Source organism: Massilia glaciei (assembly GCF_003011895.2).
Classification (GTDB): domain Bacteria; phylum Pseudomonadota; class Gammaproteobacteria; order Burkholderiales; family Burkholderiaceae_D; genus Telluria_A; species Telluria_A glaciei.
Window position 1 is genome coordinate 16881 of record NZ_PXWF02000271.1, and the last position, 14494, is coordinate 31374.

Sequence of the window (14494 nt, forward strand, 5' to 3'; positions counted from 1 at the left end):
CGGCCGCATCAAGCTCGCAAGGGCGCCGCCGGGCGGGTGCGTCAGCCCGCCTCACACAGCTTTGCGCCCATGACCAGTACTTCCTCGAGCCGTTCGCCGTCGCGCAGCACGAACAGCGCATCCATGCCGCGTTCCCGGGCCAGCGCGGGGCCTTCGCGCTCGCCTAAAACGAGCAAGGCGGTGGCCCAGGCGTCGGCCAGCATGCAGGTCGCAGCGAGCACCGTGACCGCTGCGAGCCGGTTCGACACCGGTTGCTGCAAGGCCGGGCTCATCGTGTGCGCGTAGCGCCTTCCGGCGACCTCGACCCATCGGCGGTAATCGCCCGAGGTCGCAATCGCCGTGTCCTCAAGTTGCATCACGCCCGACACCGCGCGCACGCCGTACACCGGTTTTTCGATCGCCACGGCCCACGCCCCGCCGCCGGGCTTGCTGCCGCGCGCCCGCATTTCGCCGTCGATGCCGACCAGATAGCTGCCAATCCCCCATCCATCGAGGCAGTGAGCGAGCTGGTCGACGCCATACCCTTTTGCGATGCCGGAAAGATCAATGGCGATCGGCGCCCGCTTGCGGACCCGGCGGCGTGGCCGGTCGATCTCGATCCGGTCGCACGCCGGGCGCTGGCGCGGCGCCTGGTCCTGCGCCTGGTCCTGCGCCGGGTCCCGCGCCGGCGGCGCGCACCGCGACGGCCCGAAGCCCCAGGCCTGCACCAGGTCGCCGAGGCCGATGTCGAAGGCCCCCTTCGATTGCACGCCGATCCGCACGCCGGCCTCGAGGACCTCGGCCAGTTCGTCCGGCACGGCCGTCCACGCGCCTTCGGCCGCGGCGTTCAGGCGGCACAGGTCGGACGCCGGGTTCCAGGTCGACATCTGCCGGTCGACCCGGTCGACGGCGGCGAACAGGCTGGCCCCGATGGCCGCCAGATCGGCCCCCTCGGGTGTGTAGAAGACGGCGCTGTAGCGCGTGCCCATGGTCTCGCCGTTGAGGCTGTGGCGCCGCAAGGCGGGCGGCCCGCTTTGGTCAGAAGACGTCTTCACGATACCTTCCACCGGCCTTGAGGGTCCGGACGCTGAGCTTGAGCGGTGCCAGGATGGCGTCGAGCGCGAGCCTGACGTTGCCCGCCATCGCGCTGCTGCCGCAAACGAGCACCTGGCCGCCATTGTTGATGAGCGTTCGCAGGTTCTCGGCGTCTTCCATCAGCCGGTTCTGGACGCGGGTGCCATTTGTGGTGCGCGAAAATGCCGTGTGCAGTTGCGTGAGGCGCCGGTCCGCCAGGTAGTTGCGCAGTTCGGGCTCGTACAGGAAATCGGTGTCGGGGTCGCGCCCGCCCCAGTAAAGGTACATCGGGTGTTTGCCGGTATTGTTGCGGATGAATCTCGCGAGCGGGCCGATTCCGGTCCCGGCGCCGATCAGGATGACCGGTACCTTGCCCGTGGCCGGACGGAATTGCGGATTGGGCTGGATGAACGCCTCGATGCAGTCTCCCGGCCGCAAGCGATGCAGGTAGGTCGAGCACACGCCCCCGGGCTGCTTTCACACGCAGATTTCGAGGATGCCATCGCGCGCGCCGCTGGCGAGCGAATAGAACCGTGGCATGGGGCTGCCAGGGACGATCATGCCGGCCAGGTCGCCCGCCTCGAAGTGCGGCAGGCGCCGGCGCGGCAACAGGCGCGCCAGCGCCGCGCCGGGCGGGTGCGCCGGGGCGGCCCCGAAGCGCAGCACGACGGTCGGTTGCTCTTCCTGCGGGCCGTAATCGACGCGTTCGAGCAGGCGCAGGCGCACCGTGCGCGGATGGGCCGGCGCATGTTCGAGTTTGAGCGCGATCCCCAGCCATTCGCCCACCACCTCGCCCCAGCGCGCGAACTGCTGCATCGACTGGCGGTCGATCGTCTCCAGTTCGAGCATGCGCTGCCATCCGCGCGCCGCCATCGCCCCGTCCACATCCCTGGCGAACTGGCAGAATTTCGGGAACTGGCGGTCGCCGAAACCGAGGACCGTGAACCGGGCCGCGCGGTTGGCCGGCAGCCGCCCGAGCAGCGCCAGGAACTGGTCGGCCGAGGCGGGGCGTCGCCGTCGCCATAGGTTGCCGTGAGCACGAACAGGTTGGCGGCGGCGCCATAGCCGGACGAAAGCTGGTTCATCGGCGCCGTATGGACCCGCTGCCCGGCCTTGCGCAAGGCGTCGTGCAGCACCCGGGCGAAGCCCCAGGTGCTGTTGTTTTCGCTGCCCACCAGGATCACTGTCTGGGCCGCCTGCGCGGCGCTGTTGAAGGCGATGCGCGGTTTGGCGCGCTGCCGCTGCCACCAGACGGCGGCGCCGGTCGCGGCCAGCCACGCGGCGCCGAGCGCGCTCAGGCCGAGCATCAGGCCCAGCCACCACAGGCCCTCGCCGGTGTGCAGCCGATAAACCAGTTCGTAGGCTTGGCGCACCCGGCCGTGCGGCCGATACGACAGCCGCGCGCCGCTTGATTGGTCGACGTAGCCATCGCCCTGGACCGTGCGCAAGGTGTAGACGGCCGAGTGGTCGCCGGGAATCGGGTAGACCAGTTCACGCAAGTGCTCAAGGTCGGTCGCCATCAGCGCGGCCAGGCGCGCCGGCGGCGCTGGCGGCCCGCCCGATGTGGCGGCCGGGAAGTCGGGTTCGGCTTGCATGCCGTCGGCCAGCAAGCCGAGGGTCGCGCCGGACATGTAGGCGCCGGTCAGCGCCGACAACAACAGGCCGGCGACAACCACCCGGCCGACCCCGGCGTGCCAGCGCTGGCTGCGGTTGCCGTGCAGTCGACGGGGCAGCTGGCGCCATCCGCCGACGCGTTTGATGAGCAGTAACACGCCTGAAACGCACAGCAGCAGCAGCGCCAGCGCGGCGCCGCCGGTCGCAACCCGGCCTGGCGTGTCGAGCAACAGGGAGCGGTGCAGTTGCTTGACCGTGCGCGAGAATGCCGATGGCACATGCGCTGCGATGCCTTTGCCGGTGACAGGGTCGACGCGGTCGGCGCGGGCCCCGTCGTCGGTGCTGTAGTACACAATGAGCGAGCCGGAGGCGGTGCGCTCGATCTGTTCCGCGCCCGGATAATGCCGCGCCACCCTGGCCGCCAACTCGGCCACGCTGACCCCGGCCGGCCGGCTGGTGCCGAACCGCTCAAGCGCGGGGTCGACCGATAAAATGGCGCCTGTGATCCCGAGCACGATGATGAGCAGCGCGCTCAGCAGGCCGGGCACGGAATGGAGCAGGCGCAACATGCCGGCGCTTACATGTCGTAGGTCAACGACTTGATGTAGCCTCGCCCCTTTACAGGCTTGCCGGCATTTTGTTTGGTGAGCGGCACGCGCGCATCGGCGGGATTGTCGGGGCGTCTTCGACCGCGCTATCGACCCGTATTTCATAGCCCGCGTCGATCAGGGCGTCGGCCAGGTCGAGCGTGACCTTTAGGGTTTTTCCGCTGCCGACGCTGGCGCCGCTCAAGCCGTCGAATTCGCGTGGATTTAGCCCGCTGCCGCGGGCCCAGTCGCCCAAGTGCTTGTAATATTTTGTCTTTTTGCCGGCCACATGGAGCGTCTTCTTGTACTTGCCGGCGGCATCGACCAGATAAAACGCGAGATAGGCGCCGTTGCCGCCGTAGTTTTGCAGTTGGGTGGTGAGCACGACGGTGCGCGCATGCGCCACTGCCGGCATTGCCAGGGCGCCCGCCATGCAGGCGCCAGCAATGATTTTTTTCATGGGAGGTTTCCTTGGCTTGCCGGCGCTGTGCGCCCCGGCCGGTTGAGATGCGAAGGCAGCGCGGCGGCATAGTCGGAGGCGTCGCCGTCCGGCCCGAACTCGACCTCGAGGCTTCGAATGCGCAGCGAGGCGGGGGCGTACTTGGCTTTGATCTTGTTGCCCTTCCGGTCAAGTCCCCTGACCTCGTAACAGCCGTCGTCAACCTTAATGCGCTGCACCGTCCAGCCGCGCTGTTCGATCTGCTGGCGCAATAGTTCGCGCGGCTTCCATTGGGCGATGGGATCGCTGCAATCGGTGTCGGCCAATGCCGCCGCGCTGGCCGACAATAGGGCCAATGCGGCCAATGCGGCGAGCGCGCGGAACAGGGGCATCGCTTACTCCTCGGTAGGGATACGTGTCGACAATGAACCGCCGCCAATTAAGATGGCTGCCGGCATAACGCGCCGCTGGGCAATCGCCATGCTCGGCCAACTCACCGAACGACTATAGAACCTAAGCGAGAAAAAAGTGTGATGCACATCAAAGCCTGCCATCAAAATTCTGCTAGGCCGGCGCGGCGCGCTGTCGCTTGGGGGCGAACCGGCTTGCGGCAGCTTGTGGTCTCCAGCGCCAGTTGACGAAAAAATACCCGCCCAAGCGGGCGGGTTGTCGATTGCTGGTGCCGCGCGAGGCAGGGCTCACTTGGCGCGCGCAATCTCCGCCGTGACAATGTCGGTCAATTCCCTGAGGGCCCGCAGTTGGTCCACGGTCAGGCTGCGCGGTCGTGAATCGAGGACGCATAACGTGCCCAGCCGGTTCCCTTCCGGGTCGCTCACCGGCAGGCCCGCATAAAACCGGATGTGCGGCTCCCCCAGCACCAGCGGGTTTGCGGAAAAACGCGAGTCCTCCCGCGCATCGGTGACCACCAGCCCATCGGAGCCGAGGATCGCGTGGCTGCAGAACGCATGCTCCCTTGGGGTCTCGGCCGCAGCGATCCCGATCCGCGATTTGAACCATTGGCGCTTCGTCGTCAAGAGCGACACCAGCGCCATCGGGCACCCTGTGATCTGTGCGGCGAGCCAGGTGATCCGGTCGAATGCGTGGTCGGGCGGGCTGTCGACCAAGCCGCTGTGGGCCAGGGCGGCGAGGCGCCGCTGCTCCGTTTGCGGCACCGGGTACGCGGGCGCAGCCGGACTGAGGTATTCGGCGTCGAGGCCGCCCTCGGGCCGCCGTGCCGCTTTTCCGGCCCCTATGCCCTGGAGGCGTTCGACTTCGCTGAGCCGGCATCGGCGGTGGCCGCCTGGCGTTTTCCATGACGCCAGCGTGCCTTGCTCCATCCATAACTGGGCCGTACTGACGCTCACGCCAAGGTGGTGCGCGGCGTCGCGTGTCGTGAAGACCGGGTCGTCCGGAGCGGAGGGGCGGCGGCGTGTGGTGGCTGTCATGCGGCCGATTTTAACCGAAATGCGAAACGTGACGACAAGAAACATCATAAAATGACGAATTTGGTAAATTCGATTAAAAATAACAAATTCGATAAATTCGTTAAATTCATCGACACTAAAAGTGCTATTTGGCAATATGTGTTGTCGGGGAGGACACGGCGCCGCGGCCCATCCGGCCAAGCGCGACAAGCCCGCGGTGATTCAGGCCGTGCCGCGGCCGGCGCGCGATGGCGCAGTTTGTATTGATCGACACCTCCGGCAGCGGCCGGACAACAAGGAATTCCAATGTCCCATTCGCCGACACAAGCTCAAACCAACAGCCGATCGCTGCAGTCCGCGGCCGACCGTTCCATCATCGATGCGGTCAACCGCATTCAAGCGCTCGTCGAGTTCGACCTCGATGGGCATGTCCTGCACGCCAACGAGCGCTTTTTGGATTGCATGGGTTACACGCTCGAAGAGATCGTCGGCCAGCACCATCGCGTCTTTTGCACCGCCGAGTTCGCGGCCGCGCCGTCCTACCAGGCCCTGTGGCGAAGGCTCGGCTCCGGGTAGCCCGATTCCGGCGAGTACATGCGCCTGCACAAAACGGGAAGGCCGGTCTGGCTGCAGGCGTCCTACAATCCCGTGCACGGCCCGGACGGCAGCGTGCTCAAGGTGATCAAATTTGCCACCGACATCACCGAGCTTCCTCGCCACCTTCGGCTACCAGTTGGCCGAGTTCGTGGGACTCCACCACCGCCTGTTTTGCGAGCCCGCCTACGCCGGTTCGCCCAAGTACGCCGCGTTCTGGGACCACCTGTCCAAAGGCCGCTTCCACGCGGGGCAGTTCAAGCGCCTGCGCAAGGACGGCCGGCAGGTCTGGATCGACGCTTCCTACAATCCGGTGCTGGGCCCGGACGGCGTGCCGGTCAAGGTCGTCAAATACGCCACCGACGTGACCGAGGCGACCCGCCGCCATGCCGACTTCTCGGGAAAGATGGCCGCCATCGACCGGGTCCAGGCGATCATCGAATTCGACCTGCAGGGCAAGGTGTTGGCCGCCAACGATATTTTCCTGGGCATCTTCGGCTACGGCAGCGACGACGTCATCGGCCAGCGCCACGCCATGTTCTGCGAGCCGGAATACAGCCGCTCGCATGAATACCAGGCCTTCTGGCGCGACCTTGGCGCCGGCGAATTCCATTCGGGCGAGTTCCGGCGGATCGCCCGGGACGGCAGCATGCGCTGGATCCAGGCCAGCTACAATCCGATTTTCGATGCCGACGGCAAACCCTACAAGGTCGTCAAGTTCGCCACCGACATCACCAGCTCCAAACAGCGCAATTCCGAGATCAAGGGCAAGCTCGATGCGATCGGACGCTCCCAGGCCGTGATTGAATACGATCTGCAGGGCAATATCCTCGTTGCCAACAACCACTTTTTGCGCACGCTCGGTTACACCGCAAACGAAGTCATCGGTAAGCACCACAGCATGTTTTGTGAAAAGGAATTGGTGCACAGCGCCCAGTACCGCGATTTCTGGGCCGACCTGGCCGAGGGTAAATACCAGTCGGGCCGCTTCGTCCGGCAAGCCAAGCATGGCGCCGATGTGTGGATTTTCGCCACCTACAACCCGATCTTCGACGCCGACGGCAAGCCCTACCGGGTGATCAAGTTCGCCATGGACATCACGTCCCAGGTGCTGCGCGAAAAGCTGGTGTCGGAGAAGGCACGCTCGATCTCGGCCTTTTTGTTGGAACTGAGCGAATCGATCAGCAGCATCACCCACAGTTCGCGCCGCTCGGCCGAACTGGCCGAGCAAACGCAACACGAGGCCGCCAGCGGCAGCCAGTTGCTGACGGCCTCGCGCGGCGCCATCGTCGCGATCCAGAAGTCGTCGAGCGCCGTCCACGAGATCATCGAAACCATCGGCGACATTGCGCGCCAGACGCATTTGCTCGCCTTTAACGCGGCGATCGAGGCGGCCCGCGCCGGCGAGCATGGGGTCGGTTTCTCGGTCGTCGCCAACGAGGTGCGCAAGCTCGCCGAGAAGTCGGCCATGGCCGCGCGCGCGATATCGAGCCTGATCAACGAGACCGTGACCCGGGTCGACGAAGGCGGGCGCCTGTCGGGCGAGGTCGAGTTGGCGTTCGAGTGCATCGTGCGTTCGGTCGGCAACACCACGCAATCGATCGCCGAGATCCACCGCGCGACCTCGGCCCAGGCCACCGCGACCGAGGACGTCAACGCTTTGCTGGCGCACCTGCAAAGCACCACGGTGCACGGCTAGGACATGGACGCGGGCGCGCCCTTGGCGGCTTGGGTCGCGGCCGAGCTGGGCGCGATGCGCCTTGGCGTGCCGGTCGGCGCCGTGGTCGGCGCCTTGAAGCGCCCGGCCGCGCGGGTGTCGCTTGGACGCCGGCGCGGCGCCGTGTGCGACGTGGTCACCCATCTGGGCCGGCCGTTGCCCGTGCTCGATCTCGGTTTGTGGGTCGAGGTGGGCGAGAGCGCGCCCGGCAGCCGGCCGCGCAGCCTGATCCTGGTGCTGCGGGACGGCGCGCGCATGATCGGGGTGCTGGTCGACGCGCTCGAGGGCGTGGTCGGGATCGCCCCGGACGCGCTGGTGCGCACACACCACGACGCGTCGGCCGACGAGATCTTCCACAGCGTGGCCGTGGGCGGCGAGGGCGATCGCCCGCTCAGCCTGCTCGACGTGGCGCGCCTGATGGCGCTGGCGCAGGCATGGGCCGACGACGCGCCATCGCAGTTGCCCGAGGCGGTTGGCGGAGCCGGCGAAGCCGCCGCCGCCAAGGCAGGGCAGGACTGGGCTGTGATCGAAAGCGCCGGGGTGCGCATGGCGGTGCCGGCGGTCGACGTCGGCGAGTTGCTGGCCATGCCCGAGCTGGGCGAGTTCGCCGGATCGGCCGCAAGCGGGATTTGCCACTGGCGCGGCCGCCACGTGCCCGTGCTCGACGCCGGGGCGCTGTTCGGCAAGGCGCCGGCGCGCACCGGGCCAGCGCTGCTGCTGACCGTATGCCGCGCCGGCCTCGCGCTCGGCCTGGCGGTCGACAAGGTGCTGCGCATTTGCCGCATCAAAGAGGACGCTAACGGGCATGCGCGGCACCCGGACGCGCCCCTTTTCGTGCGCGCGAGCGTCATCGACGAAGACGGCGTGCCCGTCAATCTGATCGATACCGGGCGCTTGATGGCGATGTTCCCGGAGGTGTCGATCAGCGAGGTCGCGGCCGGCGGGGCCCACCTGCCCGGCGCCGCACGCACCAACAGCGGCGCCTATATCGTCTACAAGGCCGGCGCGACGGTGGCTTCCCCCATCGACGGACTCGAGGAGGTGCTGCCGGCGCGCGCCTATGCGGGAGGCACCATGGCGTGGCGCGGCAAGGCGGTGGCCCTCGTCGATCTGCGCTGGCCAAACTCGGCGGCAGGAAACATCCTGGTGCTGCGGCACCAGGGCCGGCTCGCCGGCATCCTGATCGACAGCGTCGAATTGCTGATCACCCCCAACAGCGCCCATCTGACCAAAGTGTCGCTTCCGGGCGCCAGATTCGAGATGCTCACCACCGGCCGGGGGCGCGACCAGGCCAGCCACCGGGTGCTCGATCTCGGGCAGGTGGTCGAGACCCGGCTCGCGCCGGGCGGCGCGCCACTCCAGGCGGAACTGCTCGCAAGCTAGCTTGTCGGTGGAGCGCCGTCTTCAGGGCGTCTTTCCCATCAGCGCCAGAAAACCCTTGAGCACGGGCGAGGCATTGTCGGCGCGCCAGGCCAGGCCCGTCTCGACCAGCGGCGTGGCCTGCGCCAGCGGCCGGTATTCGACCCCGGTGCGGCGCAGGTTGCCGACCGACTCGGGCACCAGCGCGATGCCCATGCCGGCCGAGACCAGGCTGACGATGGTCTGCATCTGGATCGCCTCCTGCCCGATCGACGGCGTGATGCCGGCCGCGCGGAACACGGCCAGGATCGCGTCGTACAGGCTCGGCGAGATCGGGCGCGGGAAGATAATGAGCGGCAGCGGCGGCAGCGAACGCAGGTCGGCCGCGCGCTTGCCGCGCAGCTCGGGCAGGCCGGCGGGCGAGGCCAATATCAAGGGCTCGTTGAGCACCGGCAGGTAGTCCAGCGCCGCCTTCGCCTTGTCGGGCAGCGGCGGGATCAGCAGGCCCGCGTCGATGCGGCCGTTGAGCAGGCCTTCGAGCTGCAGGTCGGAGGTCGCCTCCTGCAGCGTGATCTGCACGTGCGGATAGGCGGCCCGGTAGGCGCGCAAAAAGGGCGGCAGCACGCTGTAGTCGGCCGACGAGACGAACGCGAGCACCAGCTTGCCGGTCTCGCCGAGGGCCGCGCGCCGCGCCAGGGCGGGCAGCTCGCCGGCCTGGGCGAGCAGGCGGCGCGCCTCCGGCAGCAGCGCCGCGCCGGCGGTGGTGAGCGCGACGGCGCGCCGGTTGCGCTCGAACAGCGCCACGCCCAGCAACGCCTCGAGCGCGAAGATGGTCTGCGACAGCGGCGGCTGGGTCATGTTCAGGCGCGCCGCGGCGCGGCCGAAATGGAGCTCCTCGGCGACGGTGACAAAATAGCGCAGCTGGCGCAGCTCGATGTTGGCGGACATTGTCTGTGATATGCATTGTGAATTACAGGGTATTAAATCATATATTGGACAACTCGTCGCCGGCGGGGCACACTGAGAGTCTTTCGATCATGCCCGCTCAGCACGCCAGAAAGCGCCAGCTCGTCGTTGCAAATGCTCGCCATAGCCCGCTATGGCTGTGCTTTGCGCCTCGATCTGCCGCTTTCTGGCGGGCTGCTCGGGCACGCCCGAAAAACTCTCAGCCTCTGATGCTTCCATCCGTCCGCCATTTCCAGGAGATCCCATGCCGACATACCGCTCACGTACCACCACCCACGGCCGCAATATGGCTGGCGCGCGCGCGCTGTGGCGCGCCACCGGGATGAAGGACGGCGACTTCGACAAGCCGATCGTCGCCGTCGTCAATTCGTTCACGCAGTTCGTGCCCGGCCACGTGCACCTCAAGGACTTGGGCCAGCTGGTCGCGCGCGAGATCGAGGCGGCCGGCGGCGTGGCCAAGGAATTCAACACCATCGCCGTCGACGACGGCATCGCCATGGGGCACGGCGGCATGCTGTACTCGCTGCCGTCGCGCGACCTGATCGCCGACTCGGTCGAATACATGGTCAACGCGCACTGCGCCGACGCCATGGTGTGCATCTCCAACTGCGACAAGATCACCCCCGGCATGCTCATGGCCGCGATGCGCCTGAACATCCCGGTGGTGTTCGTCTCGGGCGGCCCGATGGAGGCCGGCAAGGTGCTCAAGGTGGTCGACGGCAAGCAGAAGATCATCAAGCTCGACCTGGTCGACGCCATGGTCAAGGCCGGCGACAGCAGCGTCAGCGACGCCGACGTGGCCGAGATCGAACGCTCGGCCTGCCCGACCTGCGGTTCGTGCTCCGGCATGTTCACCGCCAATTCGATGAACTGCCTGACCGAGGCGCTCGGCCTGTCGTTGCCGGGCAACGGCACCGTGCTCGCGACCCACTCCGACCGCAAGGAGTTGTTCCTGCGCGCCGGCCGCCTGATCGTCGAGCTGGCCAAGCGCTACTACGAGCAGGACGACGCCACCGTCCTGCCGCGCAACATCGCCACCAAGGCCGCCTTCGAGAACGCGATGGCGCTCGACGTCTCGATGGGCGGCTCGACCAACACCGTGCTGCACCTGCTGGCCGCCGCGCACGAGGCCGAGGTCGAGTTCAAGATGGCCGACATCGACCGCATCTCGCGCCTGGTGCCGTGCCTGTGCAAGGTCGCGCCGATGACCGACAAATTCCACATCGAGGACGTGCACCGCGCCGGCGGCATCAGCGCCATTTTGGGCGAGCTGGCCCGGGCCGGCCTGCTCGACACCTCGGTCTACAGCGTGCACGCCAAGACGCTGGGCGAGGCGATCGAACGCAACGACATCACGCTCAGCACCGATCCGGCCGTGCTCGAGTTGTTCCGCGCCGCGCCCGGCGGCGTGCCGACCCAGACCGCGTTCTCGCAATCGGAGCGCTTCGTCTCGCTCGACCTGGACCGCGCCACCGGCTGCATCCGCGACAAGGCGCACGCCTATTCGCAGGACGGCGGCCTGGCCGTCTTGTACGGCAACTTGGCCGAAAACGGCTGCATCGTCAAAACCGCGGGTGTCGACGAGAGCATCCTCAAATTCAGCGGCAAGGCGCGCGTGTTCGAGAGCCAGGACGCGGCGGTCGAGGCGATCCTCGGCGACACCGTGCACGAGGGCGACGTCGTCATCATCCGCTACGAGGGGCCCAAGGGCGGCCCCGGCATGCAGGAGATGCTGTATCCGACCTCGTACATCAAGTCGAAGGGGCTGGGCAAGGCGTGCGCGCTGTTCACCGACGGGCGCTTCTCGGGCGGATCTTCGGGGCTGGTGATCGGCCACGCCTCGCCGGAGGCGGCCGAGGGCGGCGCGATCGGGCTGGTGGAGGAGGGCGACATGATCGACATCGACATCCCGGAGCGCAGCATCAACCTGCGCGTGAGCTTCGAGGACCTGGCGCACCGGCGCGCGACGATGGACGCGCGCGGCGACGCGGCATGGAAGCCGGTCGAGCGCGAGCGCTACGTCTCGCAGGCGCTGCAGGCCTACGCCGCGCTGACCACCTCGGCCGACCGCGGCGCGGTGCGCGACCTGTCGCAACTGAAGCGCTAAGCGCCAAGCGCCGCCAGCGCTTAAGCAAGCACACTGGCGGCATCGAGCTGATCGAGCGGCGTGTAATCCTGCCCCAACCGAGCCATATCCGCGGCGAAGAACGTCCGTGCATGGCCGGTATCGCCACCCGCCGCCCGTCGATTCTGTCGACGCAGGACTGGCATTTGATACTTGTAGCGAAGGCCCTACTGAGCGATACTCAACTTCATTGGTCTGGCGCAACGGTCTGTGTACACGCTGCACCGGGATCGGCCATAAATCTTCATCGTGAAAAGTCCTGTTAAATCTTGGAGGCAATGCATGAAACTCACATCAATGTCGTTTGGAATGGTCCTGGCCTCGACTTTTTCCGCCCTGAGTCCTTCATATTCAAACGCTGCCAATAAAACAGCACCTGCCGTGCCGCCTGCCGTTATTGAGCGCGTGCAACTGCCCGCGTGGATAGAGCGCGATGGCGTGCGCCATCCAGTCATGCCGGGCATCGTGTTGAAACAAAAGGACCGGATTATCACCGGCGAAAAAGCGCGCATTTTACTGACCTTGGTCGAGGGCAGCAAGGTCAAGCTCGGTGAGAACGCTGAGTTGAATCTTGATATTTTTGAGGCTCAAGAAGAAAATAAAGGCTATTCTCTAAAATCGATACTGAATGTCGCAAAAGGAGCATTCCGATTTACTACCGATGCCGCCTCAAAATTAATTAGCCGACGCAATATTGATGTGCGATTCTCCACTGTCACGGTGGGTATTCGGGGAACCGATTTGTGGGGAAAGCAAGCTGGCGATAAAGAAATTGTCTGCCTGATTGAGGGGAAAGTCGAAGTCAATCGTGTTTTGGACGGCAAGGCCGCGGACGCGGTCACACTTGATCAAGCGCTGCAGTTTTACATCGCACCGACCGATAAGCCGACATTGCCGATTGCGAAGGTTTCTGACGAACAATTGGCAACATGGGCCGCAGATACAGAAATTGGCCTCGGTACGGGTTCGTTGGCGATCGGCGGCAAGTGGAAAGTGACATTTGCATCGCCGACCGATCTGAACGCAGCGTTCGATTTGCGCGACGCGCTGCGTAAACAAGGCTATCCGGCGCAAGTCTCGCCTGCGCTCGCGAGCGGCAAACGCGTATATGACGTCGTGATCGCAAGTCTGTCGAGTCAAACCGACGCTGAGGCGATCGCTACCCGTTTGGGCCCCGCCATGAGCTTGAACCCCAAGATCGGGCAGCAGCGTCCCAAGAAGCGCGCTGCTCTGGATTATTGAACCCAAGGCTGCGGTTCGCGGCAGCCGGGAGGCTGAAACTTTATATTTCGAATGCCGCCCCGCTCTTCGGCCTTCATTCGTTCAAATCAGCGGAATCAGCATGGACAGACCTTCGAAACGTATCCTGCCGCGCCTGCCTTTCTTACTTATTCAAGCGGTTGCCCTCGTTTTAGCCGTTCAGAATGTGGGGCGAGCTCAAGCCATGGCGCCATCGGCCTGCAAAAAGGGAGATGCACAGTGTGCTTTCGTGGAAAACGAAGGGAACCCGATAAAGAGGAAATCTTATTGGAGAGGTGCATTCGGCATAAAGCTGGAGAACCGCTTCGCGAGTGCGCCACCCGAACTCGTGCGTTATCTTAATACCAATAACATTGGCAGTGGCTTATCCAACCGGCCGGAATCCGCCGCCATTCCGCCGGACTTTCGCAATGACGTCAGGCAAGCAATCGCGGAGCTGCCGGTCAACATAAAAAAACTCCTTGATGATAAATTGGCCGGAATTTATTTCGTCCGTGATCTCGGCGGCACTGGTTATACCGATTATGTCGATGGTGGCATCTTCAGTGCGGATGCCGGCTATATCGTTCTGGACATCGATGTCCTGAAAAAATACACGGCCAACGCCTGGGCAACATGGAAAGAGAACACGCCATTCCGATCCGATCCGCAATACCGGTTGGATGTGCGCATTGAGCAGCAAGAATCAAACAATCGCAAGAATGCGATCCAGTATTTATTGCTGCATGAAATCGCCCATGTTTTATCGATTGGAGAGAAATTTCATCCACGTTGGGACAGGCGTCTTGATGCAAAAACTAATCTGGCCGACACGCCTTTCGCGAAGCACTCCTGGAAGCTCGATAAAAATTTTTATTTCGTTGGCCGATTCGATTCAACATTCCCCCTGCGTAAAGACATTGTCTATTATTTTGGTGCAAGGTTCGACTCGGAACAGATGGCGCGAGTGTACGAGCAATTGGAAACCACGGATTACCCAACCTTGTATGCCGCCACAAGACCCGAGGAAGATTTTGCAGAATCATTGGTTTCTTACATCCATACAGTCGTACAAAAGCGACCTTTGGAAGTACGCATTTATCGCGGGAAAGCCCTGGTGAAGACCTATACATCTTGCTGGGAAGAAACCCGATGCGCGGCGAAAAGGAAAATATTGGAGCGTTTTTTAAAAACCTCATTTTGAACGACACAAGCTATTCGCGACACGCTCGACTTTCCGCGCGCGGCGAGGCGGCATGTGAGCTTGTGGACAGCGTGCGCCACGTCTCGCAGGCGCTGCGGGCCTACGCCGCGCTGACCACCTGGGCCGACCGCGGCGCACTGCGCGATTTGTCGCAACCGAAGTGCTAGGCGCCT

12 protein-coding genes and 2 pseudogenes are annotated in these 14494 nt (G+C 64.9%); 7 read left to right on the forward strand and 7 right to left on the reverse strand.

The window, feature by feature from the left end:
• Positions 1-41 precede the first annotated feature (41 nt).
• From C7C56_RS19845 to C7C56_RS19865, 6 genes and pseudogenes are all read right to left on the reverse strand, one after another.
• Complete coding sequence (locus C7C56_RS19845) at positions 42-1034, reverse strand: FAD:protein FMN transferase (protein WP_229458880.1); 993 nt, start codon at positions 1032-1034, stop codon at positions 42-44.
• Positions 1018-1515, reverse strand: coding sequence for a ferredoxin reductase domain-containing protein (locus C7C56_RS30520; protein ID WP_307719064.1), 498 nt, complete (start codon positions 1513-1515; stop codon positions 1018-1020). The genes C7C56_RS19845 and C7C56_RS30520 overlap by 17 nt, the downstream gene beginning before the upstream one ends.
• Before the next feature lie 95 nt (positions 1516-1610).
• Positions 1611-3236 carry a PepSY-associated TM helix domain-containing protein gene (locus tag C7C56_RS30770; RefSeq protein ID WP_370660229.1) on the reverse strand — a complete coding sequence of 542 codons (1626 nt, stop codon included), beginning with the start codon at positions 3234-3236 and terminating at the stop codon, positions 1611-1613.
• 8 nt (positions 3237-3244) lie between these two features.
• Positions 3245-3714: pseudogene (locus C7C56_RS19855) on the reverse strand (DUF2271 domain-containing protein).
• Entirely contained in the window at positions 3711-4085 is a 375-nt protein-coding gene (locus tag C7C56_RS19860) for a PepSY domain-containing protein (RefSeq protein WP_106759102.1), read from the reverse strand. Before C7C56_RS19860 ends, C7C56_RS19855 begins: the two are co-directional and overlap by 4 nt.
• Before the next feature lie 306 nt (positions 4086-4391).
• Positions 4392-5273, reverse strand: a complete 882-nt coding sequence (locus C7C56_RS19865; RefSeq protein WP_229458881.1) for a GAF domain-containing protein — start codon at positions 5271-5273, stop codon at positions 4392-4394.
• A 150-nt stretch (positions 5274-5423) separates the two neighbouring features.
• Here C7C56_RS19865 and C7C56_RS19870 point away from each other — a divergent pair, with 150 nt between their 5' ends.
• From C7C56_RS19870 to C7C56_RS19880, 3 genes are all read left to right on the forward strand, one after another.
• On the forward strand, positions 5424-5693 hold the full coding sequence (locus tag C7C56_RS19870) for a PAS domain-containing protein (RefSeq protein ID WP_219933197.1): 270 nt from the start codon (positions 5424-5426) through the stop codon (positions 5691-5693).
• Positions 5694-5805: 112 nt separating this feature from the next.
• Complete coding sequence (locus C7C56_RS19875; protein ID WP_106759103.1) at positions 5806-7410, forward strand: methyl-accepting chemotaxis protein; 1605 nt, start codon at positions 5806-5808, stop codon at positions 7408-7410.
• 3 nt (positions 7411-7413) lie between these two features.
• On the forward strand, positions 7414-8811 hold the full coding sequence (locus C7C56_RS19880; protein ID WP_106759104.1) for a chemotaxis protein CheW: 1398 nt from the start codon (positions 7414-7416) through the stop codon (positions 8809-8811).
• Between the two features lie 21 nt (positions 8812-8832).
• Here C7C56_RS19880 and C7C56_RS19885 read toward each other — a convergent pair whose 3' ends face one another.
• A complete protein-coding gene (locus C7C56_RS19885) occupies positions 8833-9735 on the reverse strand; it encodes a LysR family transcriptional regulator (protein WP_106759105.1) in 903 nt (300 codons plus the stop codon).
• A gap of 262 nt (positions 9736-9997) precedes the next feature.
• Between C7C56_RS19885 and ilvD the strand changes: the two genes are divergently transcribed.
• The 4 genes and pseudogenes from ilvD to C7C56_RS30870 form a co-directional block, all read left to right on the forward strand.
• On the forward strand, positions 9998-11860 hold the full coding sequence (ilvD, locus tag C7C56_RS19890; protein WP_106759106.1) for a dihydroxy-acid dehydratase: 1863 nt from the start codon (positions 9998-10000) through the stop codon (positions 11858-11860).
• A 300-nt stretch (positions 11861-12160) separates the two neighbouring features.
• Complete coding sequence (locus C7C56_RS19895; RefSeq protein WP_106759107.1) at positions 12161-13120, forward strand: FecR family protein; 960 nt, start codon at positions 12161-12163, stop codon at positions 13118-13120.
• Positions 13121-13220: 100 nt separating this feature from the next.
• Positions 13221-14321 (forward strand): hypothetical protein, encoded by a 1101-nt coding sequence (locus C7C56_RS28325; protein WP_146204564.1) that lies wholly within the window; start codon positions 13221-13223, stop codon positions 14319-14321.
• Positions 14309-14488 (forward strand): annotated as a pseudogene (locus tag C7C56_RS30870) (hypothetical protein); the annotation flags it as partial. The gene C7C56_RS28325 and the pseudogene C7C56_RS30870, both read left to right, overlap by 13 nt.
• Positions 14489-14494 lie beyond the last annotated feature (6 nt).

Bases quoted from the DNA above. Each gene is read 5' to 3' on its own strand.
- C7C56_RS30770 (WP_370660229.1), bottom strand. From the start codon at position 3,236: ATGTTGCGCCTGCTCCATTCCGTGCCCGGCCTGCTGAGCGCGCTGCTC.
- C7C56_RS19860 (WP_106759102.1), bottom strand. From the start codon at position 4,085: ATGCCCCTGTTCCGCGCGCTCGCCGCATTGGCCGCATTGGCCCTATTG.
- C7C56_RS19870 (WP_219933197.1), top strand. From the start codon at position 5,424: ATGTCCCATTCGCCGACACAAGCTCAAACCAACAGCCGATCGCTGCAG.
- C7C56_RS19880 (WP_106759104.1), top strand. From the start codon at position 7,414: ATGGACGCGGGCGCGCCCTTGGCGGCTTGGGTCGCGGCCGAGCTGGGC.
- C7C56_RS19885 (WP_106759105.1), bottom strand. From the start codon at position 9,735: ATGTCCGCCAACATCGAGCTGCGCCAGCTGCGCTATTTTGTCACCGTC.
- ilvD (WP_106759106.1), top strand. From the start codon at position 9,998: ATGCCGACATACCGCTCACGTACCACCACCCACGGCCGCAATATGGCT.
- C7C56_RS19895 (WP_106759107.1), top strand. From the start codon at position 12,161: ATGAAACTCACATCAATGTCGTTTGGAATGGTCCTGGCCTCGACTTTT.
- C7C56_RS28325 (WP_146204564.1), top strand. From the start codon at position 13,221: ATGGACAGACCTTCGAAACGTATCCTGCCGCGCCTGCCTTTCTTACTT.